Source organism: Burkholderia sp. LAS2, from assembly GCF_018417615.1.
GTDB lineage: Bacteria > Pseudomonadota > Gammaproteobacteria > Burkholderiales > Burkholderiaceae > Burkholderia > Burkholderia sola.
Genome location: NZ_CP071053.1, coordinates 1843757 through 1865426 on the forward strand (window position 1 = coordinate 1843757; position 21670 = coordinate 1865426).

General features: G+C 67.0%; 12 protein-coding genes and 2 pseudogenes. 11 read left to right on the plus strand and 3 right to left on the minus strand.

Going from position 1 to position 21670, the window contains the following annotated elements; all coding sequences use genetic code 11:
• The first annotated feature begins 19 nt into the window (after positions 1-19).
• The 6 genes from JYG37_RS28655 to JYG37_RS28680 all read left to right on the plus strand — a co-directional run bounded on the left by JYG37_RS28655 (position 20) and on the right by JYG37_RS28680 (position 6502).
• The gene (locus JYG37_RS28655; RefSeq protein WP_176016975.1) at positions 20-1333 is read left to right on the plus strand and encodes an MFS transporter; all 1314 of its coding nucleotides are present in this window, start codon (positions 20-22) and stop codon (positions 1331-1333) included.
• Positions 1330-1926 (plus strand): NADPH-dependent FMN reductase, encoded by a 597-nt coding sequence (locus tag JYG37_RS28660; RefSeq protein ID WP_176016976.1) that lies wholly within the window; start codon positions 1330-1332, stop codon positions 1924-1926. The genes JYG37_RS28655 and JYG37_RS28660 overlap by 4 nt, the downstream gene beginning before the upstream one ends.
• A 150-nt stretch (positions 1927-2076) precedes the next feature.
• Positions 2077-2676, plus strand: coding sequence for a GTP cyclohydrolase II RibA (ribA, locus tag JYG37_RS28665; RefSeq protein ID WP_239468995.1), 600 nt, complete (start codon positions 2077-2079; stop codon positions 2674-2676).
• Entirely contained in the window at positions 2673-4400 is a 1728-nt protein-coding gene (locus JYG37_RS28670) for a WD40 repeat domain-containing protein (protein WP_213346271.1), read from the plus strand. The genes ribA and JYG37_RS28670 overlap by 4 nt, the downstream gene beginning before the upstream one ends.
• Positions 4378-5343, plus strand: coding sequence for a formylglycine-generating enzyme family protein (locus JYG37_RS28675; RefSeq protein WP_124631583.1), 966 nt, complete (start codon positions 4378-4380; stop codon positions 5341-5343). Before JYG37_RS28670 ends, JYG37_RS28675 begins: the two co-directional genes overlap by 23 nt.
• A 71-nt stretch (positions 5344-5414) precedes the next feature.
• Positions 5415-6502 (plus strand): IS3 family transposase gene (locus JYG37_RS28680; protein ID WP_124631582.1). Its coding sequence is split into 2 segments (ribosomal slippage): positions 5415-5676 and positions 5676-6502, totalling 1089 coding nucleotides; the frame shifts between segments, so codons are not numbered across the junction.
• A gap of 181 nt (positions 6503-6683) precedes the next feature.
• Here JYG37_RS28680 and JYG37_RS28685 read toward each other — a convergent pair.
• Positions 6684-6977 (minus strand): annotated as a pseudogene (locus JYG37_RS28685) (glutaminase); the annotation flags it as partial.
• Between the two features lie 221 nt (positions 6978-7198).
• Here JYG37_RS28685 and JYG37_RS28690 point away from each other — a divergent pair.
• Both JYG37_RS28690 and JYG37_RS28695 read left to right on the plus strand, forming a co-directional pair.
• The gene (locus tag JYG37_RS28690; protein WP_006498855.1) at positions 7199-7909 is read left to right on the plus strand and encodes a response regulator; all 711 of its coding nucleotides are present in this window, start codon (positions 7199-7201) and stop codon (positions 7907-7909) included.
• 64 nt (positions 7910-7973) lie between these two features.
• Positions 7974-9104: an ATP-binding protein gene (locus tag JYG37_RS28695; protein ID WP_050018221.1), complete on the plus strand. Its 1131-nt coding sequence runs from the start codon at positions 7974-7976 to the stop codon at positions 9102-9104.
• A gap of 111 nt (positions 9105-9215) precedes the next feature.
• Here JYG37_RS28695 and JYG37_RS28700 read toward each other — a convergent pair.
• A pseudogene (locus JYG37_RS28700) lies at positions 9216-11628 on the minus strand (patatin-like phospholipase family protein).
• 271 nt (positions 11629-11899) lie between these two features.
• Here JYG37_RS28700 and JYG37_RS28705 point away from each other — a divergent pair.
• The gene (locus tag JYG37_RS28705) at positions 11900-12934 is read left to right on the plus strand and encodes a rod shape-determining protein (RefSeq protein ID WP_050018222.1); all 1035 of its coding nucleotides are present in this window, start codon (positions 11900-11902) and stop codon (positions 12932-12934) included.
• A gap of 187 nt (positions 12935-13121) precedes the next feature.
• Positions 13122-13781, plus strand: a complete 660-nt coding sequence (locus JYG37_RS28710) for a YdcF family protein (RefSeq protein ID WP_050018223.1) — start codon at positions 13122-13124, stop codon at positions 13779-13781.
• 585 nt (positions 13782-14366) lie between these two features.
• Here JYG37_RS28710 and JYG37_RS35045 read toward each other — a convergent pair.
• Positions 14367-14495 carry a hypothetical protein gene (locus JYG37_RS35045; RefSeq protein ID WP_260429568.1) on the minus strand — a complete coding sequence of 43 codons (129 nt, stop codon included), beginning with the start codon at positions 14493-14495 and terminating at the stop codon, positions 14367-14369.
• On the opposite strand from JYG37_RS35045, the gene JYG37_RS28715 reads away from it, so the two are divergent.
• Positions 14494-21597, plus strand: coding sequence for an autotransporter-associated beta strand repeat-containing protein (locus JYG37_RS28715; RefSeq protein ID WP_249746057.1), 7104 nt, complete (start codon positions 14494-14496; stop codon positions 21595-21597). The two genes, JYG37_RS35045 and JYG37_RS28715, sit on opposite strands and share 2 nt — an antisense overlap.
• Positions 21598-21670 lie beyond the last annotated feature (73 nt).

Below are 21670 nucleotides of genomic sequence, written 5' to 3' on the forward strand. Positions count from 1 at the left end.
GCCCGTTCCGGATGACACCATGATCAAGAATCCTATCTATTTTTCGTTGCCGCGGCAGTTCTATCTCTTCCAAGGCGGGATCATATTTGGGTATTTTGCATTGCGCCTGATGGTCCTGGGCACGTCGTGGTGGTGTCTTGCAAAAACGCACAGCACCGTGGCGCTCGGCTCGGTCATTTCCGCGTCCGTGCTACTCGAACTGCTCGCGGTTCCGCTCGCGGCGCCGCTCGGCGATCGCTTCGGCGCAAAGCTGATCAAAGTCACGTTCGCGATCCAAGCGCTGTGCCTGTTCATGCTCGCGTCGGCCGCGCTGTTTCTGAAGACGTTCAGCCTCGTCGCCGTCGTGCCTCTATTGGTGATCTCGCAACTCGCCGACGCCGCGCGGGATCCTCTCGCGGACTCATTGCTTCCGCAACTAATCGGTAACGACGCACTGGTCGACGGTGAGCGCGTGCGTCGGGCGCTTGGCACGCTGTCTCGAATCCTCGGGCCGGTTGTCGGGGGGGCGGTTACTGCGATGATGGGGCCGTCCATCACGCTGTATCTCGCCGCAGCGGCGCTGGTCGTCGGCGGTTACATGTGCATGGCATCCGACGCGGGACGCCCGCGCGCTCGTGCCCAAGTGGGTGCTACGTCGCGCAAGTCCAGCGGATGGGTCCGAGAATTGGCGCATGGTTTCCTCAGCGTGATCGCGATTCGGACCGAGCTGGCGATCGCGTTCGGCAACTCGTTCCTGACGGTCGCCGTAAGCACGTTCATGTTGATCGCGCTGCCCCAGCTCGCGCAGGAGACGCTCGGCGCATGGGTAATGGGCGCGGTCGACGGTGCGTTTGGATGCGGCGTCTTCGTGGCCGCGACCCTCGTCGTGAAACCGTTGAACGGACGATTCGGCCGTTACGGCACGGTGGTCCTCGGCTTGCTAATGCACGTTGCGGCGTTCGTCGTGCTGTTCGCGTGTGCGAGGGTCGTGCCCTTGGTGGTGGCCGGCGGCTTCGCGCTCGGCTTCGCGTCGGTGCTCGTCGCGACCAATCTCACCGCGCTGCGTCTTCAAGCGACGCCGCCCGACTATCGGACACGCGTGATCGCCAACACCATGTTCATCTCGTCTATCTTTCTGCCGGGCGCCTTGTACGTCGCCGGCTGGGTCGCTCGCGGGTGGGGAAGCGGTGCGCTGCTGGGCAGCCTCTTCACTTGTGCGCTAGTCGCGACGCTTATCATCCCGTTCGCGCCGCATCTGAGGAACCTGCTAGGAAAGGACAAGCAGGAAGGCGCCTCCGATTATGCTGCATTGTTTCCGAAAGCCTTCGGCAATCACTCGTGGAGTGAATCTTGAAAGCATTGATCGTCAGCGGTAGCCATCGAGCACAGTCGCAAAGCGGCCGGGTGGCGAAAACCCTGTGTCAGCATTTCCTGCCTGCACATTTCTCCAGCATCACCATCCACGATCTAAGCGAAATGGATCTTCCGTTCTGGGACGAGGCGGTATGGGACGACGCATCGCCGTGGGATGCGAAGCTCGAGCGGGTACGCCGCGACCAGCGCGAAGCCGACGCGCTGATCTTTGTTTGTCCCGAGTGGAACGGGATGGCTCCGCCGCGCTTGAAGAACTATTTCTTGTTCGGCGATACCGGCAGCCTTGAGGACAAGCCAGCCCTTATCGTGGCCATTAGCGCAGGGGTCGGCGGTGCGTACGTCGTATCGGAACTGCGGTCGAGCGGCTACAAGAACACGAAACTCTGCTACATCCCTGAGCACGTGATTATTCGGGACGTCGAGAACTCACTCACAACGGCGCCGCAGTTCGCCGGCGATCCGATCGCTGAGCGTTGCCGTTACGCGATCCGGAAGCTCGCGCGCTATGCGGACGCGTTGTCCGAGGTCAGGTCCCAAGGAAGCGAGCCCGGCGCTTACCCGTACGGCATGTAGTGAACTACGCGCAAGCGCTCCGGCCGCGCGGCATGCGCGAAGTACGACGGTAGCCAGCATGCCACGCGACGTGGCCATCGATTGTCGGCCGATTCTTGCCGACCTTGGAATGCACGGTGTCCTATGAAGAAATCCGCAACCATCAGGTCGATGGTGACGCTGCCGCTCGAGTTGCCGGGCGGCGGCGTCTCGTCCGGCAAGATCGTGAGCTTTTCGGGGCTCCACGATAGGCTCGAACATTTCGCATTGGTGCTGGGTTCGCCCGATCCGCTGTGCCCGCTGGTTCGCGTGCATTCAGAATGCGTGACCGGTGACGTGCTCCGATCGATCCGGTGCGACTGCGGCCCTCAACTGAATGAGGCGATCCAGTGTCTGCACGACGCGGGCGGTTACCTGTTGTATCTGAGGCAGGAAGGGCGGGGAATCGGCCTGTACCAGAAACTTGCCGCGTATCGTCTTCAGGACGACGGGCATGACACGTTCGAAGCGAACCGACTGCTCGGCTTTCGCGACGACGAACGCGAGTACGGGAGTGCGGCGGCGATGCTCGTGGCCCTGTCCGTGTCACGGATCCGCTTGTTGAGCAACAACCCCGACAAGCAGGCGCAGCTCGAGGCGGCGGGCATCATCGTCGCTGAGCGGATACCGACGGGTGTATTCGTCGCCGAGCACAATCGGCGCTATCTGGAAGCGAAGGTGCGGGTCGCGCACCACACAATAAGCATGGACAATCCGGAGGTGATCAGATGATCGCGCATCGCTCTCCCATCAGCGGCGTAGCCGCATTCGGCGGACGCTTCGTCGCGACGGCCGGCTACGACAACCAGGTGATCCTATGGGACGCGCTTACCCAGCGCGCGCTGGGCCGCGGGTTGCACGACCATTTGGCGAACCAGGTCGAGTTCAGTCCGGACGGCCGATATCTCGTTAGCGCGTCGAGCGACCACACCGCACGGGTATGGATGCTTCCCGATATGAAACTGCACGCGGTGCTGTCCGATCACGTCGACGACGTGGAGATGGCAGTGTTCCACCCGGATCGCGAACTAATCGCGACCGCATCGCGCGATCAGCGGATCATGGTCTACAACCTGACCGGCAATCTGGTGCGCTGCTTCAATGGCCATCGCGCCGACGTAATCTCGGTCGTGTGGTCGTCGTGCGGCGACTACCTGATTTCGTCGAGCGACGACGGCACCGTCAAACGCTGGTCGCTCGAGACCGGCGAACTAGTGACCGACGTCGACGTGGGCGGCGTCGAAACAGACACGATCGCGATCGACGCAGCGGGCGGTATTTACGCGGGCAACGACGAGGGCAATATCGTAGTAATCCGCAGCGGTCGCGTCGAGACGATCCGCGCACATGCGGCGGGTATCAAGCGTCTAGTGTACAACTCGCGTGCGAAGCTGCTCGTCAGTCTCAGCTATGACCGCACACTGTGTGTATGGCACGTCGGCGAGACGCTCGACAAGATCGCCACGGCGTTACTGCCCGCAGAGATCTGGGCCCGCTCGTGTGCGTTCATCGACCGCGCCACACTGGCATTCGCGACGTTTGGCAACTCCTATGCGGTGTATCACATCGACACCGGTAGCTGGGACCTAACCCGCGTCGGACCGACGGCTGGCGTTAACGCGGTCGCGCTGCACGACGGGCACCGGCTGACGGTCGGCGACAGCGGTGTGTTCGCGATCGATGGCCAACCGGTTACGCATCTCGGCAGCCTGTGCAACTTCATCACGCCAACCGATGGACACATCCTCACCGGCGGCCAATTGGGGCAGGTGATGAACGCGCTGACAGGCAGAGTGCTCTATCAGCATCATTCGCCACTCAATTGCGGCGTCGCGTTCACGCGCGACGGGCATGCGCATGCACTAATCGGGACCTATACCGGTGAAGGCCTCGTATTCAGGATGGCGCAGGACAGCGGGGCCGTGCTGGTTGGGATCCTGCGGCTCCATACGAACGCCGTCAAGTCTGTCGCGGTATCCGACGGTGTCATTTTCTCAGTGTGCGCCGACCGGGGCGCCGCGTGGTTCTCGGTCGATACCCTTGATGAGATTGGCCGGGTTGACGACGCACACGACCGGATCGCGAACGGCGCCGCGCCGTTGCCGGACCGTCGCTTCGTGAGTGTAAGCCGGGACCGAAAGATGCGCATCTGGCGGGAGCAGCACGTGGAAACGCTTGATACGCCACATGAACATTCGATCAAGTGCGTGGCTACGTCGCGCGACGGGCGCTACATCGCGAGTGGTTCCTATTCCGGCGTCGTTGCGGTGTTCGATGTGATCGACGCGCGCTGGGTCGCGACGGTACGCCCGACGACATCTGGCATTTCGTCGATCTGCAACGGACCAGCGACCGGCACGTTCCTGATGAGTTCGTACGACGGACACGTATACGAATTGGATGTTGCTGCTGAAATTGTGCAGGGCGAGTCGCATGCGCAATCCGAACTTGCTTGATCCGCGGACCGCGATGGGTTTGCCCGGCCGATTCCACGACCGACTCGGCCGTAACCTGCTGTCTGCGCATGAGGATCTGGTCGAATGCGATGCGGTGCAACTGATCGAAGTGCTGGAGTCGATCTCGGCGGATCGCCAACGCCGCTTCGCAGCGGGGCTGATGCTCGGGCTGCGCGGCGATCCGCGCATATCGGTCGAACGACCACAGATGATCCGGCTGGCCGGCGGGCGGGTGACGCTCGGGTTGAGCCGGCACGAGGTCGAGCGGGTGGTGGCGCAATGGGCGCATCACGGCGTGCAGCGGGAATGGATCCTGAAGGAGTGTCCTGAGTATGAGTGCGACGTCGCGCCGTTTGCGCTGGCGCGGTTTCCGGTGACAAACGCCGAATATCGCGCGTTTCTCGAGGCGACGCACAGCGACCTTCTGCCGACTTCATGGCAGTTTGGCATGTATCCGGCGTGGTTCGCCAATCATCCCGTCTGGACTGTTCCGCCGGCCGCCGCCGACGCGTATGCGGCGTGGCTGAACGAGCGGACCGGGCGGCGGTTTCGGCTGCCAACCGAAGCTGAATGGGAGTACGCCGCGTCGGACGGCGGACGGCGCGAGTATCCGTGGGGCGACGAGTTTGATCCGGCGTGCGCGAATACTGCCGAGGACGGGCCGTTGTTCACAAGCCCGGTCGGCATGTATCCGCGAGGACGAAGCGCCGCTGGGATCGACGACATGGGCGGCAACGTAGAGGAATACACGGCCGACGACTACGCTGTCTATCCGGGTGGCGAAACGATTGATGACGATCTTCTGCGCATCTGCGGCACCTATCGCGTTGCGAGGGGCGGAAGCTTCACGCGGTTCGGCGACCTCGCGCGATGCCGGCGCCGGCACGGATGGTATCCGGGCGCGATCTATGCGATGGGATTTCGCTTGGCGGAAACGCTCTAGTAGGGTGGTAATCCCCCCGCAGAACCGGCGGGATCAGAAGTAGAATTTTCTCGTTGAGGGAGTTCTACAGAATGAAGAAGTCGAGATTCACGGACAGCCAGATCATGGATGCGCTCAAGCGCGTGGAGGCGGGGCTGGCGGTACCGGACCTGTGCCGGGAACTGGGCATCAGCACGGCGACGTTCTACAAATGGCGCTCGAAATATGGTGGCATGGATGTGTCGCTGATCGCACGGATGAAGGAACTGGAGGCTGAGAATGCCCGGCTGCGCAAGATGTACGTCGAGGAGAAGATCAAGGCAGAGATCGTCGCGGAGGCACTCGCAAAAAAGGACTGAGGCCATCTCGCCGGCGCGAGATGGCCAAGCATGCGGTGTCCAGTCGAGGCGTGTCGATCCGGCTGGCATGTGAGGCGTTCGGGATCAGCCAGACTTGCTATCGGTACGCCAACGTGCGCGATGCCGAGAACGACGAGATTGCGAACTGGCTGCTGCGTCTGACCGACAACCACCGGAACTGGGGCTTCGGGTTGTGCTTCCTGTACCTGCGCAACGTGAAGAGCTTCGGCTGGAATCACAAGCGGGTGTACCGGATCTATCGCGAGCTGGAGTTGAACCTGCGGATCAAGCCGCGCAAGCGGCTGGTCAGACAGGTACCTGAGCCGCTGGCGGTACCGTCTGCCGTCAACCAGGTCTGGTCGATGGACTTCATGCACGACCAACTGGCCGATGGGCGCAGCATCCGGCTGTTCAACGTGATCGACGACTTCAACCGCGAAGCGCTCGGAATTGAGATCGACTTCTCCTTGCCGTCGGAGCGGGTGATCCGTGCGCTACGGCAGATCATCGGTTGGCGTGGCAGGCCGAAAGCGATTCGGTGTGACAACGGCCCCGAGTACCTAAGTGCAGCGATCACCGAATGGGCCCGGCAGTACGACATCAAGCTCGACTACATCCAGCCGGGGAAGCCTCAGCAGAATGCGTATGTCGAGCGATTCAACCGGACCGTGCGATACGAATGGCTGTCGCAGTACCACTGGGAAGACTCGGACCATGTGCAGCGCTTCGCGACCGACTGGATGTGGACTTACAATCACGACCGCCCGAACATGGCCCTGGGCGGATTTACGCCGAAGCAGCGGCTAGCCATGGCCGCTTAGTTTCTACTTCTGAACCCCGTGGAAAACGGGGGGATTACCGGGTACTTATTGACACATTGCATCTGGTGCCCAATATGTCAACGATCCTAGTACGCTCGAAAAACATTGACAACAGTCGGTCTTGCCTGTTAGTTGGAGATCAGTCGCTTGTTATTTACAGTGATGATGCCGGTCATCTTAAGACCAGCGAATTGAACGCGGTGCCGGACGGCTCGCGGCCGACCCGTTCCCACAGCTCGTCGCCCAGCCGTTGAAACGCGAGCGTGCACGCGAACAGCTTCGAGATGCTCTGGATCGAGAAGCGCTCGTGCGCATCGCCGACCGTGTAAACGTTTCCGTCGAGCGTCACGACGGCCATCCCGAACTTGTCGGCGGGCACTTTCGCGAGTTCGGGAATGTAGTCGGCGACCCGGCCCTGGCCGATCCAGGGGGCGAGTTCGGTGTGGATGCGTTCAAGAATCGTCTGGTAATTCATCACGTCAGGCAGGGTAGAAGCAGAGCCGGGATTCCGGCGAGCCCGTATGGAACCGTCCCGGCGTCGATTCGTCATGCGCGGCCGGAATCCCGCCCTTATTTTCAAGACCGCCAAACAGGTGAGCGGCGGGCGCAGTATCATGCGGTACGTTTCGGCCGAGGGCCGGCGTCCGGCACCCGCCGGCGCCCCCCGCGGCTTCCTCGATGATCCGACCGCCGCCCATGTCTTTTCGCATCCTGCTCGTCGAAGACGACACCCGCTTGTCCACGCTGATCGCCGGCTACCTGCGCAAGAACGACTATGAAGTCGACACCGTGCTGCATGGTGACGCCGCGGTGCCGGCGATCCTGTCCATTCGTCCCGATCTCGTCATTCTCGACGTGAACCTGCCGGGCAAGGACGGCTTCGAAATCTGCCGCGAGGCGCGCAAGCAGTACGACGGCGTGATCATCATGGTGACGGCGCGCGACGAACCGTTCGACGAGCTGCTCGGCCTCGAATTCGGCGCGGACGACTACGTGCACAAGCCGGTCGAGCCGCGCATCCTGCTCGCGCGGATCAAGGCACAACTGCGCCGCGCGCCCGCGCGCGCGGCCGAGAGCACCGCGCCGCAGCCGGAGCGCTACGCGTTCGGCAAGTTCTCGATCGACCGCACCGACCGCACCGTCGTGCTGCCCGACGGCAGCACGCCCGATCTGACGTCGGCCGAATTCGACCTGCTGTGGGCGCTCGTGTGTCATGCGGGCGAAGTCGTCAGCCGCGACGATCTGATGCTGCAGTTGCGCGGCGTCGAATTCGACGGCCTCGACCGCACGATCGACGGGCGCATCTCGAAGCTGCGCCGCAAGCTGCGCGATGACGCGAGCAACCCGCAGCGGATCAAGACGATCCGCAGCAAGGGTTATCAATTCAGCAAGCACGCGTGGGAATGACGCCGCGCTCGCGCGACGCCGTCACGTTCCGCGCGGGCATTCCGCCCGCCGGCCGGGAGCCGCGATGATTCGACGAACCCGTTCGCACCCCGATGCACCGCCGTTGCCGACGCTGCGCTACGTCAAATGGCGCTGGCTGCATTTCCGCCGCGCGTGGACCGACACGCGCGCCGACCGCATTCCGAGCTGGTCGCGCCTGTACGTGCGCACCTACCTGCATCTGCTCGGCCTCGTATTGCTCACCGCGCTGGTGCCCGCGCTCGCGCTGTGCGTCGTGTTGTCGCCGCAGGTCGTGTGGCACGCGTTCGACGCGTTGCCGGGCGACATCTGGATCGTGCTGGCGTTCGTGTTCACCGCGCCCGCGCTCGCCGCGTACCGGTGGATGCGGCCGGTCTGGTCGGATCTCGTGATGGTGCGCGAGCGTGCGATCGACTTCACCGGCGGGCGCTTCAACACGCGCGCCCGCGAATCGCACAGCGTGATCATCGGCCCGCTCGCGCGCACGCTGAATGCGCTCGCGATGCGCATGGAGCGGCTGATCGCCGCGCAGCGCGATCTGACGAACGGGATCTCGCACGAACTGCGCACGCCGCTCGCGCGCGTGCGCTTTGCACTCGAAATGCTGCGCGAACCCGGTTCGGCGGCCGAATACCAGGGTGCGCTCGAGAGCATCGCGCAGGACGTGACCGAGCTCGAGGAGCTGATCGACATGAGCCTGACGTACGCGCGGCTCGAATACAGCTCGCTGCAGTCGAACCTCGAGATGACCGCGCCGGTCGCGTGGTTCGAGCACCAGGTGAACGACGCGCAACTGCTGTATCCGGACCGTACGATCGAGGCCCGCGTCGCGATCGGATCGGATCTGCGCGTGAAGATGGACCGGCGGCTGATGTCGTATGCGATGCGCAACCTGCTGCGCAACGCGAGCAAGTACGCGAACGCGCGGATCGTCGTCGGGATCGCGCTCGTGCACGGCAACATCGGGATCTTCGTCGAGGACGACGGCCCGGGCGTGCCCGAAAGCGAGCGCGAACGGATCTTCGACGCGTTCGTGCGTCTCGACCGTCGCACCGGCGGCTACGGGCTCGGCCTGTCGATCACGCGGCAGGTGCTCCACGCGCACAACGGCCGGATCGCGGTCGTCGATCCGGTCGAGCTCGGCGGCGCGCGGTTCGAGATCAGCTGGCCGGTCTAGCGCGACGTCGCGCGATGCTCGGCACGCGGTAATCGTGAAGGCGCAGGCTGCCGGCGAGCGCGCAGGGCGCGACGCCGTCACGGACGCCGCCGAAGCGGCATCCGCGCAGGCTCAGTAGGTGCGGCCGAGCTGCAGGTAGAAGTTGCGTCGGCCGCCCGGCGCGAGCGCCACGCCGATATAGACGGGCCCGAACGCGGTCGACAGGCTCGTGAAGAACGTATAGCTCTGCTTGAGCGCGCCACCGCCGATCTGCTGGCCGCTCGACCACACGTTGCCGACTTCCGCGCTGGCGCCCACCGACAGCGCCTTGATCGGCGACGCGTTGAACGTCATCAACTGGTTCATGTACGTGATCTGTCCGTACGCGAGTTCGTTGCCGTTCAGCTGATCGGCCGCATAGGCGGACAGATGCTGGAAGCCGCCGAGCGTGAAGTTGAACGCGTTGATCAGGTTGGTGCCGCCGATGCTCTTGCCGCCTTCGATCGTCGCACTGACGCTGTGCCGGCCGAACTGCTGCGCGATCATCGCCTTGCCGTAGATCTCGGTATAGGGCGCGTTGCTGATCCCGTCGGCGAATTCCTGCGCCGAGCCGCCGTTGCGCGACACCAGCGAGCGCTCGACCCGCAGTTCGCCGAAATAACCCTTGCGCGGGAACATCGGATCGTCGAGCTGATCGATGACGAGCCGCGCCCGCGCGATCAGCGCCTGCGACGTGAAGCTCGGCCACAGCAGGCTCTGGCCGCTGCCGTCGTCGAACGGCAGGTTGTAGGTCGGCGAGCCGTGCCCGGTCACGTAACCGAGGCCGACGCGGAAATCGCCGAGCCGCGCGATCGGCAGGCCGAGGTCGATCCCGGCGCGCGCCGTCTGCATCAGGTACTGCGTGATCTTCACGTCGCCGGAGTCGTCGTACAGGTTCGCGTAGCGACGCTGGTATTCCGCGTACGGCGACAGGTACACGCCGTACGCGGTCGACAGCGGCTGGCGCAATTCGACGCGCGCCGACTGCAGGTCGCTGCCGATCGTCGTGTCCGCGCGGAATTCCAGCCCCGACTCCGTGAGCCACGGCCGCCGGTAGCCGACGTGCAGGCGGAAGCCGCCCTCGTCGGTCGAACTGCTCGACATGCCGAGCCCGAACAGCAGGAAGTTGGGGCCCCAGTACTTCTCGCGCGCGTCGATCTCGAGCACGTTGTCGTCGCCGCGGCTCACGATCTGCTGCGTGACGCTCTCGAAGTTGCCGCCCGTCGTGAGTCCGAGCAGATCCTGGCTGACGGTCTTCGGATCGTAGATGTCGCCGGGTTTCACGTGCAGCGCGTTGCTGACGACGCGCTTCGGCACGCCGCCGCTGGTCTTGATGTCGATGCGCGTGATGCGGATCGGCGGCGGCAGCGGCTGCGCGTGCGCGGACCGGTAGGCCGCGTACTGTTCCGGCGTGAGCGCGAAGCGCCGCAGCTTCGGCAGCGCCGCGGTCGCGGCGATCTCGCCGGCGGCGATCGCCTGCTTCGCGTTCTGGAAATCGGTGAACGCGAGCGCGCCGAGGTCCGGCGTGAGCAGCACGTCCTGCGCGTCGAGCTGCTTGCGCTGCGCGGTCACGTTCTGGCGGATCAGGATGCCGACCATCTGCTGCATCACGTCGGCCGGCGACGCGAGCGCGTCGAGCGGGCGCAGTTGCGAGCCGATGTCGACGGCGATCACGACGCTTGCGCCCATCTGCCGCGCGGTGTCGACGGGCAGGTTGCTGACGAGCCCGCCGTCCACGAGCGCGCGCCCGTTGATCTCGGCCGGCGCGAACAGGCCCGGCATCGCCATGCTCGCGCGAATCGCGAGCGGCAGCGAGCCGTGGTCGAGCACGACCATCTGGCCCGTCTGCAGGTCGGTCGCGACCGCGCGGTACGGGATCGGCAGCTGGTCGAACGGCTGGTTGGTCGGCACGGCGGCCGTCCAGTTCGCGAGCAGCGCCTGCAGCCGGTTGCCCTGTACGAGGCCGACCGGCGCCTTGACGCCTTTCTTGCCGAAGCCGAGCGTCAGCCCGTTGATGTACAGGCGTTCGTCTTCGCGGCTGGTTTGCGGCAGGTCCGCGCGGTCCGTCACGTCGAACGCGATATCCGCCAGGTTGACCTCCGACAGCCGCTTCTGCATCTCGTCGGCCGCCATCCCGCTCGCGTACAGGCCGCCGACCACGGCGCCCATGCTGGTGCCCGCGATGCAGTCGATCGGAATCCGGTTGTCCTCCAGTACTTTCAGGACACCGAGGTGTGCGTAGCCGCGCGCGCCCCCGCCGGACAGCACGAGGCCGATCGACGGCCGGCCGGCCGGGCCGCCGTCGGCCGCGCAGGTGTGCGCCGCCGCAGCGGGTGCGGCGGGCGGGCGGCGCAGCCGGCGCGTTGACGGCAGCGGCCGCGGTCTGGGCGGCGGCGGGTCCGGCGGCCGGCAGCGGTTGCGCGGCGACCGTGCAGCACCAGAAGGCAACGAGCGTCGTGCAGAGCGGGCGCACCGGCGCCCAGCGGAAGGAAACGGTCGCTGTCATGGTGAACATACCTGGCGTGATCGTGCGTCTGAGGCCTGCCGGGAGCAGGCAAGACCGAGAGATTACCGTGTTTTACAGGCCCGACGCGAGCGGCCGTTGCGTGGCCGGACGTGCCCGAAACGCCCCATCCGGTCATTCCGTCGCGAAAAAATCATCGGAATTGCCTAAAGTATCGGAACGATTTGCCGCTAAGCTCGTGATGGGGCGGCATGGACGCGCGGCAAAATGTGCGGCGCGGCTGTCCCGGCCCGTTCCCTCACAAAGGTTTGATATGTCGACACCGCTGTTCGGAAAGTTGTTTGCGCAACCCGTTGCGATCGACCCGGGAACGGCGAGTACGCGAATCTATACGCACGAACGCGGCGTGGTGCTGAACCAGCCGTCGGTCGTCTGCTTCCGCAAGGGCGGCGCGAGCGACGCGCGGCCGACGCTCGAGGCCGTCGGCGAGCTCGCGAAGGCGCTGCTCGGCCGCGAACCGGGGCATCTCGAAGCCGTGCGGCCGATGCGGCACGGCGTGATCGCGGACGCGCACGCGGCCGAGCAGATGATCCGCAGCTTCATCGACATGTCGCGCACCCGTTCGCGCTTCAGCCGCCGGGTCGAGGTCACGTTGTGCGTGCCGTCCGACGCGACGGCCGTCGAGCGCCGCGCGATCCGCGAGGCCGCGTTCGCGGCCGGCGTATCGGAGGTCGAACTGATCGAGGAATCGCTGGCGGCCGCGCTCGGCGCGGGTTTGCCGGTGACCGAGCCGGTCGGCTCGATGGTCATCGACATCGGCGGCGGCACGACCGAAGTCGCGGTCGTCGCGCTCGGCGGCATCGTCTACCGCGAGGCGATCCGCGTCGGCGGCAGCCAGTTCGACGCGGCGATCGTCAACCACGTCCGCAACCTGTACGGCGTGCTGCTCGGCGAACAGACGGCCGAGCACGTGAAGAAGACGATCGGCTCGGCCACCAGCGCGGTGCCGCGCACGTCGACCCGCGCCGTCGGCCGCAGCATCGGCGACGGCCTGCCGCGCTCGGTCGAGCTGTCCAATCACGACGTCGCGGACGCGCTGGCCGCGCCGCTCAAGCAGGTGATCGGCGCGGTGAAGTCGGTGCTGGAAAACGCGCCGGCCGAACTCGTGACCGACATCGCGAATCGCGGCGTGGTGCTGACCGGCGGCGGCGCTTTGCTCGCCGATCTCGAACGCCTGCTGTACGACGAGACCGGGCTGGTCGCGCGGATCGCCGACGAGCCGGCCACCTGCGCGGTGCGCGGCGCCGGCGAGGCGATGGGGCGGCTCGCGATGTGCCCGGCCGATTGAGCCGGGCGGTGCTGCCGGCCGCGGCCCGGCGCACGCCTTCACATTCTTTCGATCTCCCAATGGCCGGCCTGCTCGGCCGGCATCGGTCCATCGCATGGACAGGCGCGGGCGCGCCGTGCTAGCGTGACGCGCCCGTTCGGGGCCGGGCCGGCCGACGCGCCCGACGACACCTGAGAGACCGAATACCTTGAAATATCGAACCAAACGGGGCTTCGCGGCCCGGGCCGGCCGCGTGCTGGCCGTCGTCGCGTGCGTCTGGGGCGCTGCGGCCGCCGCGATCGTCGTCCATGGCATGCGGATGCCGAGCGACCCGGCGGACGTCGCCGTGATCTTCGGCAACGCGCTCGACGCAACCGGCGCGCCGAAGCCCGTGCTCGCGGCCCGGCTCGATGTCGGCGTGCGTTGTTACCGCGCGGGGCAGTGCCCGGCGTTTCTGGTCAGCGGCGCGATCGACGGGCCCGGGCTGAACGAGGCGACGGCCATGCGCGACTACCTCGTCGCGCGCGGCGTGCCGGCGGACCGGATCGCCGTCGACGACCAGGGCGACAACACGCTCGCGACCGCGCAGCACACGCTGGCCTACCTGCGCGCACATCGCCTGTCGCGCGTGCTGATCGTCAGCCAGTATTACCACCTCGCGCGGGCGCGCCTCGCGTTCGAGCGCGTCGGCATTGCGCGGTCGAACATCTCCGCCGCGTATCCGCGCCGCTTCCAGTGGCGCGACGTCTATTCGAGCTGGCGCGAGGTGCCGGCCTACGCGGTGTATGCGGTGCGGTTGTGGATCAATCCCGATGCGCGGCCGGTGTCGTTTCGACCGATGCTTTATCTGATGAGCCTGTTTTCGTGACGGGGCGGCCCGGAAGCGCGCGCTACCGGTGCGGGCGGTTTCGTCGTTACTCCGGTTTCCTGTCGTCTCGCGCCGGCCGCGCGAGTGTCACAGGCACCGAATAAATAATAACGATTCGCGTTTCAGATGCCTTGCGAGGCTGAAAATCAAAACAATTTCGCCGACAGTTCCATAATCCAGCTCCGATCGATTTATTAAGCGGATGTTGGTTATCTAAATGGATCATTCATCGCGGTGAAAATATTGCACTGCAAAAATCCACGTGTATTGAATCAGGGCGATATATCGGTGTTTCCACCGATGCGGCACAACCGTTGTCTTTGCGAAAAATCAAGGAAAGTCGGTGAAGAGTGTGTCGCGTGTTATTCCTGCTCGTCTGTCAGAAAGTAAAAAAACTACATAATCGTCGGCCGTTGATCCGATGAGAAAATATCGACTGGAAAACGGTTTGACTTTGATATAGCCTAGTCTGACGAAAGCGCGTAGTAATCAAATCAACCAGAAAGTCGCTGCAGAAACCAGGGGCCGCCATCATGTCATTCGACTAGTTCCGCAGCTGCATTCCCGGGCCGATCAAAAAACTCATCACGAATAAACCGACAGCGCATCGCGATTGCCGGGGAGGACGCTTTTATCCGCGATTTTCTGCCGCGTGCCGGCCGTTGCGGCCGCAATACCAATACCAAAGCCGAAATCAATAAAGAGGGAAAGCATGAACCCTGTCCGTCCGAAAAAAGCGAGTGAGCCGTTTCCGAGACTGCTGTTGCCCACCGGCGTGTTTCTGGCGCTGTCGGGCGCGGGCATCGTCCCCGCCTATGCGACCTGCAGCACGGCGGGCACCACGGTGACCTGTTCCGGCGTCGCGAATCCGCTGGCGCCCAGTTATTCCAACAGTGCCAACAACGTGAACGCGACGGTCAATCCCGGTGCAAGCGTCGGCGTGCTGCTCGGTGTCGGCGGCACGGCGATGTCGTTGACCGGCAGTAACGTCACGCTGACCAACAACGGCACGATCGACCCGTCGGCGCTCGGCTCGGGGCTCGGCGTGCTGTCGAGCGGTACGGTGATCGGCAACGCGGCGGCGAGCACCGGCACCACCGTGACCAACAACGGCACGATGATGGGCTCGACCGGCGTGGCGATCAGCGGCGTGACGGGCATGGCGCTGTCGGTTCAAAACGGCACGGGCGGCACGTCGACGATTACGAACACGGGTACGATCGGCTCCTCCCCGCTGGTCGGCGCGACCCTCGTCGGCGCCGATGCGCCGGTGGTCGCCGCGTACGGCGGCGGCACGGTCAACATGACGAACAGCGGGACGATCACCGGTCGCGTGTCGCTGGGTTCGAGCGGCACACCGGGACAGGGCAATACGTTCACCAACTCGGGCACGATCAACGGCGGCGTGTCGATGGGGGCGAACAGCACGAATACGTTCAACGCCGTGACGGGCTCGTCGGTCAATACGGCCGGCGGCACCGGCGGCGCGTTCAACATCACGGTCGGCCCGGTCACGCTCGGCGTGGCGGCAACCGGCGTCGTCGACGGCGGCGCGGGCGGCAACAATACGCTCAACCTGCAGCAAGGCGTCGCGGCGAACGGCACGATCGCGGTCAACAACTACATCAACTTCAATCACCTCGACGTCACGAGCGGCAACTGGACGATCAACGGCGCGTCCACCGCGCAGGACGCGACGCTGACGGGCGGCGTGGCGATCATCAACGACAACGCGTCGCTCGGCACCGGTACCGTCACGGGCAGCGGCGGTGCGTTGCAGGCGGGCACGGCGGGGCTCGACGTGTCCAACAACGTGTCGCTCGGCGTGGGCGGCCTGACGGTGCAGGGCGCGACCGGGCTGACGCTGTCCGGCACGGTGTCGGGTGGCGGCGCGCTGACGAAGAACGACGGCGGCACGCTGACGCTGTCCGGCGCGAACAGCTACACGGGCGGCACGAACCTGAACGCCGGCGGCCTGGTGGTCGGCAACAATTCGGCGCTCGGCACCGGCGTGCTGAACGTCAACGCGTCGGCGTCGCTCGACACGAGCACGAACGTGACGCTCGCCAACACGGTCAATCTCGCGACCGGCTCGACGCTGACGCTCGGCGGCAGCAACGATCTCGGGCTGACCGGCACGATCAGCGGAAGCGGCGGCCTCACGAAGAATGGCGCGGCAACCACGACGCTGACCGGCGCGAACACGTATACGGGCGACACGACCATCAACAGCGGCACGCTCGCGCTGAGCGGGGCCGGCAGTCTGTCGGCGACCGGCACGGTCAACCTGACCGGTGCGGGCGCAACGTTCGACCTGAGCACTGCGGCGGGCGGGCGGACGATCGGTGCGCTGGCCGGCGCGGCCGGCACGAACGTGGACCTCGGCGCCAATTCGCTGACGCTCGGCGGCAGCGTCAATACGACCTATGCCGGCACGATCGGCGGGTCCGGCAGCTTGACGCTGTCGGGTACCGGCACGCAATCGCTGACGGGCACGAACACGTACACGGGCGGCACGAACCTGAACGGCGGCAACCTCGTCGTCGGCAGCAATACGTCGCTCGGCCTCGGCGCGGTGAACGTCAACGGGTCGTCGACGCTCGATGCGACCACCAACGTGTCGCTCGCGAACGGCGTCAACATCGCGACGGGCACCACGCTGACGCTTGGCGGCAGCACCGATCTCGGCCTGGGTGGCGTGGTCGCGGGTGGCGGCGGTCTCGTGAAGAACGGCGCGGCGACCTTGACGCTGTCCGGCGCGAACACCTACGCCGGCGGCACGACGCTGAATGCAGGCGGGCTGGTGCTCGGCAACAATGCGGCGCTCGGCACGGGTGCGTTGACCGTCGGCGGCGCGGCAACGCTCGATACGAGCGCGAGCCTGTCGGTCAACAACGCGATCGGCCTCGCTACCGGTTCCGCGCTGACACTGGGCGGCAGCAACGCGCTGACGCTGAGCGGCGGCATCACCGGCGCGGGCAGTCTGGTGAAGGACGGCGCGGCGACGACGACGTTGACCGCCGCAAACACCTACACGGGCGGCACGACGATCAATGCCGGCACGCTGGCGATCGGCGGAGGCGGCAGCCTGTCGGCAACCGGCAGCGTGAACCTGGCAGGCGCGGGTGCGGTGCTCGACGTGAGCGGCGCGACCGGCGCGCAGTCGATCGGGGCGCTGTCGGGTGTCGCCGGGACGAACGTGACGCTGGGCGGCAACGCGCTCACGCTGGGCGGGACGGCGAGCGGCACGTTCAGCGGGGCGATCGGCGGCACCGGCAGCCTGACGCTGGCCGGCTCCGGCACGCAGACGCTGAACGGCGCGAGCACCTACTCGGGCGGCACGAACCTCAATAGCGGCAGCCTTGTGCTCGGCAACGGCGGCGCGCTCGGTTCCGGCGCGCTGACCGTCGGCGGCGCGGCGACGCTCGATACGAATGCCGCGTTGTCGGTCGGCAACGCGGTCAATCTCGGCACGGGCGCCGCACTGACGCTGGGCGGCAGCAACAGCCTCACGCTGGGCGGTGCGATTTCCGGCGCGGGCAGCCTCGTGAAGGACGGGGCGGCGACCACGACGCTGACTGGCGCGAACACCTATACGGGCGGCACGACGATCAACGCGGGGACGCTGGCGCTCGGCGCAGGCGGCAGCCTGACATCGACCGGCACGATGAACCTTGCCGGCGCGGGCGCGGCACTGGACCTGAGCGGTGCGACAGGCGGTCAAACGCTCGGCGCGCTGTCGGGCGGCGTGGGAACGAACGTCAACCTGGGCGGCAACGCACTGACGCTCGGCGGCACGGCCAGCGGCACGTTCGGCGGGGTGATCGGCGGCACGGGCAGTCTCACGTTGTCGGGCACCGGCACGCAGACGCTGACCGGCACAAATATCTACACCGGCGGCACGAACCTCAATAGCGGCAGCCTCGTGCTCGGCAACGGCGGCGCGCTCGGTTCCGGCGCGCTGACCGTCGGCGGCGCGGCGACGCTCGATACGAACGCCGCGTTGTCGGTCGGCAATGCGGTCAATCTCGGCACGGGCGCCGCGCTGACGCTGGGGGGCAGCAACAGCCTCACGCTGGGCGGTGCGATTTCCGGCGCGGGCAGCCTCGTGAAGGACGGGGCGGCGACCACGACGCTGACTGGCGCGAACACCTATACGGGCGGCACGACGATCAACGCGGGGACGCTGGCGCTCGGCGCAGGCGGCAGCCTGACATCGACCGGCACGATGAACCTTGCCGGCGCGGGCGCGGCACTGGACCTGAGCGGCGCGACAGGCGGTCAAACGCTCGGCGCGCTGTCGGGCGTCGCGGGAACCAACGTCAACCTGGGCGGCAACGCATTGACGCTCGGCGGCACGGCCAGCGGCACGTTCGGCGGGGTGATCGGCGGCACCGGCAGTCTCACGTTGTCGGGTACCGGCACGCAGACGCTGTCCGGCGCGAACACCTATACGGGCGGCACGACGATCGGCGCCGGCAGCACGCTGGCGCTCGGCGCGGGCGGCAGCCTTGCGTCCGGCAGCACGCTGGACCTCGCGGGCGCGGGGGCGACGTTCGACTTGAGCGGCGCGACGGCCGCGCAGACGCTCGGCACGCTGACCGGCGCGGCCGGCACGAACGTGAACCTCGGCGGCAACGGGCTGACGCTGAACGGCAACGGCAGCAGCACGTTCGGCGGCGCGATCGGCGGCACCGGCGGCCTGACGCTGGCCGGCAGCGGCACGCAGACGCTGACGGGCGCGAACACGTATACGGGCGGCACGACGATCAGCGGCGGCGGCACGCTCGCAGTCGGCGCGGGCGGCAGCCTCGCATCGACCGGCGCGGTGGACCTCGCCAGCGCCGGTGCGACGCTCAATCTGAGCGGCGCGACCGGCACGCAGACGATCGGCACGCTGACCGGTGCGGCCGGCACGAACGTCGACCTCGGCACGAATGCGCTGACGCTGAATGGCGGCACCAACGGTACGTTCGGCGGCACGATCGGCGGGACGGGCGGTGTAACCGTCGCCGGCACGGGCACGCAAACGCTGACGGGTGCGAACACGTATTCCGGCGGCACGACGATCAACGGCGGCAGCACGCTCGCACTCGGCGCGGGCGGCAGCCTCGCGTCGGGCAGCGCGCTGAACCTCGCGGGCGCGGGCGCGACGTTCGACGTGAGCGGCGCGACGGCCGCGCAGACGCTCGGCACGCTGAGCGGCGCGGCCGGCACGAACGTGAATCTCGGCGCGAATGCGCTGACGTTGAACGGCAGCGGCAACGGTACGTTCGGCGGCGCGATCGGCGGGACGGGCGGCGTGACGTTTGCTGGCACGGGCACGCAAACGCTGACGGGCGCGAACACGTACACAGGCGGCACGACGGTCAACGGCGGCAGCACGCTGGCGCTCGGCGCGGGCGGCAGCCTCGCGTCGACGGGCGCGGTGAATCTCGCGGGCACGGGCGCGACGTTCGACGTGAGCGGCGCATCGGGCGCGCAGACGATCGGCGCACTGATCGGCGCGGCCGGCACGAACGTGAATCTCGGCGCGAATGCGCTGACGCTGAACGGCAGCGGCAACGACACGTTCGGCGGCGCGATCGGCGGGACGGGCGGCGTGACGTTTGCTGGCACGGGCACGCAGACGCTGACGGGCGCGAACACGTACACGGGCGGCACGACGATCAACGGCGGCAGCACGCTCGCGCTCGGCGCGGGCGGCAGCCTTGCATCGACCGGCGCGGTGAATCTCGCGGGCACGGGGGCGACGTTCGACGTGAGCGGCGCGACCGGCGCGCAAACGATCGGCGGGCTGTCGGGCGCGGCCGGCACGAACGTGAATCTCGGTGCGAACGCGCTGGCGCTGAACGGCAGCGGCAGCAGCACGTTCGGCGGCGCGATCGGCGGCTCGGGCGGCGTGACGGTGGCGAGCGGCACGCAGGTGCTGACCGGCGGCAACACGTACACGGGCGGCACCACGATCGCAGCCGGCGGCACGCTGCAGCTCGGCAACGGCGGCACGTCGGGCAGCGTGGCCGGCGACGTCGTCGACAACGGTGCGCTGGTCGTCAATCAATCGGGCAACGTGACGATCGCGAGCGTGCTGTCCGGCACCGGCTCGCTGACGCAGGCCGGCAGCGGGCAACTGACGCTGACCGGCACGAGCACGCTGAGCGGCCCGACCACGGTCAGCGCGGGCACGCTTGCCGTCAACGGTTCGCTCGGCCAGTCGACCGTCACCGTGCAGAACGGCGCGACGGTGACGGGCACCGGCACGATCGGCGGCCTCGTGGTGCAGGGCGGCGCGACGGCGGCCGCCACGCAACCGGGCGCGGCGTTGAACGTGGGCGGCAACGTCACGTTCCAGCCGGGTTCGACGTTCCAGGTCGCCGCCACGCCGCAGCAAAGCGGCAGCCTCGCGGCGAGCGGCACGGCGACGCTGAACGGCGGCACCGTGCAGGTGCTCGCGAACCAGAGCACCTATCAGCCGGGCACGACGTACACGATCCTCAGTGCGTCGTCGGGCGTGCAGGGCGCGTTCGCCCAGGTGAGCGCGAACTATGCGTTCCTGACGCCGACCCTCAGCTACGATCCGGGTCACGTGTATCTGCAACTGGCTCAGAACGGCACCGCGCTGCCCGACGTCGCGACGACGCCGAACCAGCGCTCGGTCGCGACCGCGGTGGCCGCGCTCGGCGCCGGCAATCCGCTGTACGACACGGTGCTGACGACCGACGCGCCGACCGCACGCCGCGCGTACGGGCTGCTCGGCGGCGAACTGCAGGCGAGCCTGAAGAGCATGCTGCTGCTCGACAGCCGCTATGTGCGCGACGCGGTGACCGATCGCGTCCGTCAGGGCCTCGCGCCCGGATCGGGCCCGCTCGCGGCCCTGTCGTCGGGCGGCGCCGCGCTGTGCGGCGACAACACGGCCGGCGTGGCCGATCCGACGCTGCCGCCGGAACGCCGGATCGGTTCGCGCGCCGGGTGCTACGGCGGGACGCCCTATCAGCCCGTCGTCTGGGGGCAGGCGTTCGGCGGCCGCAGCCGGCTCGGAGGCGACGGCAACGCATCGTCGATCAACCGCAGCATGACGGGCTTCATCGCCGGCGCCGACATGGCGCTCAACGACAAGTGGCGCGCGGGCCTGGCCGCGGGCGTCACGCACAGCTCGCTCGACAACGACCAGAGTTCGTCGGCGGCGGTGAACAGCTACTACGTGTCGCTGTACGGCGGCGCGCAGTATGGCGCGCTCGGCGTGCGCGGCGGCGCGTCGTACACGTGGTATCGAATCAACAGCGACCGCTATCCGGGCTTCGCGGGCTTCTCCGATCACGATTCGGCCGGCTACAACGCGCATTCGGCGCAGGTGTTCGGCGAAGTCGGCTACGCGCTGCCGGTCGGGCCGGTCGCGATCGAACCGTTCGCGGGCCTCGCGTATGTGAACCTGCATACCGACGGCTATACGGAAACCGGCGGCGCGGCCGCATTGCGCGCCGGCGGCGAGACGACCCACGTCGGCTTCTCGACGCTCGGCGTGCGTGCGGCGTCGCAGCTCGGCTCGATCGCGAGCGGCACGTTCACCGCGCGCGGGACGGTCGGCTGGCGGCATGCGTTCGGCAACGTGCGGCCGTCGTCGGCGTTCACGTTCGCGAACGGCGGCACGTCGTTCCAGGTGTCGGGCGTGCCGATTGCGCGCGACAGCGCGGTGCTCGAGGCCGGCATCGACGCGAACATCACGAAGCGCCTGACGCTCGGCCTCACGTACAGCGGCCAATACGGCAGCGGCGTGCGCGACAACGCGATCCTCGGCAACATCCTCTGGAAATTCTGACCGGCAACTGACGTGCCCGTACGCGGCGCGAGGCGACGAAGCAACGTCGCCTCGCGCCGCGGCCGTTTCGTCG

Excerpts from the sequence above, each read along its gene's own strand:
- JYG37_RS28715 (WP_249746057.1), top strand. The coding sequence starts at position 14,494 with ATGAACCCTGTCCGTCCGAAAAAAGCGAGTGAGCCGTTTCCGAGACTG.
- JYG37_RS28705 (WP_050018222.1), top strand. The coding sequence starts at position 11,900 with ATGTCGACACCGCTGTTCGGAAAGTTGTTTGCGCAACCCGTTGCGATC.
- JYG37_RS28670 (WP_213346271.1), top strand. The coding sequence starts at position 2,673 with ATGATCGCGCATCGCTCTCCCATCAGCGGCGTAGCCGCATTCGGCGGA.
- JYG37_RS28690 (WP_006498855.1), top strand. The coding sequence starts at position 7,199 with ATGTCTTTTCGCATCCTGCTCGTCGAAGACGACACCCGCTTGTCCACG.
- ribA (WP_239468995.1), top strand. The coding sequence starts at position 2,077 with ATGGTGACGCTGCCGCTCGAGTTGCCGGGCGGCGGCGTCTCGTCCGGC.
- JYG37_RS28675 (WP_124631583.1), top strand. The coding sequence starts at position 4,378 with ATGCGCAATCCGAACTTGCTTGATCCGCGGACCGCGATGGGTTTGCCC.
- JYG37_RS28695 (WP_050018221.1), top strand. The coding sequence starts at position 7,974 with ATGATTCGACGAACCCGTTCGCACCCCGATGCACCGCCGTTGCCGACG.
- JYG37_RS28655 (WP_176016975.1), top strand. The coding sequence starts at position 20 with ATGATCAAGAATCCTATCTATTTTTCGTTGCCGCGGCAGTTCTATCTC.
- JYG37_RS35045 (WP_260429568.1), bottom strand. The coding sequence starts at position 14,495 with ATGCTTTCCCTCTTTATTGATTTCGGCTTTGGTATTGGTATTGCGGCC.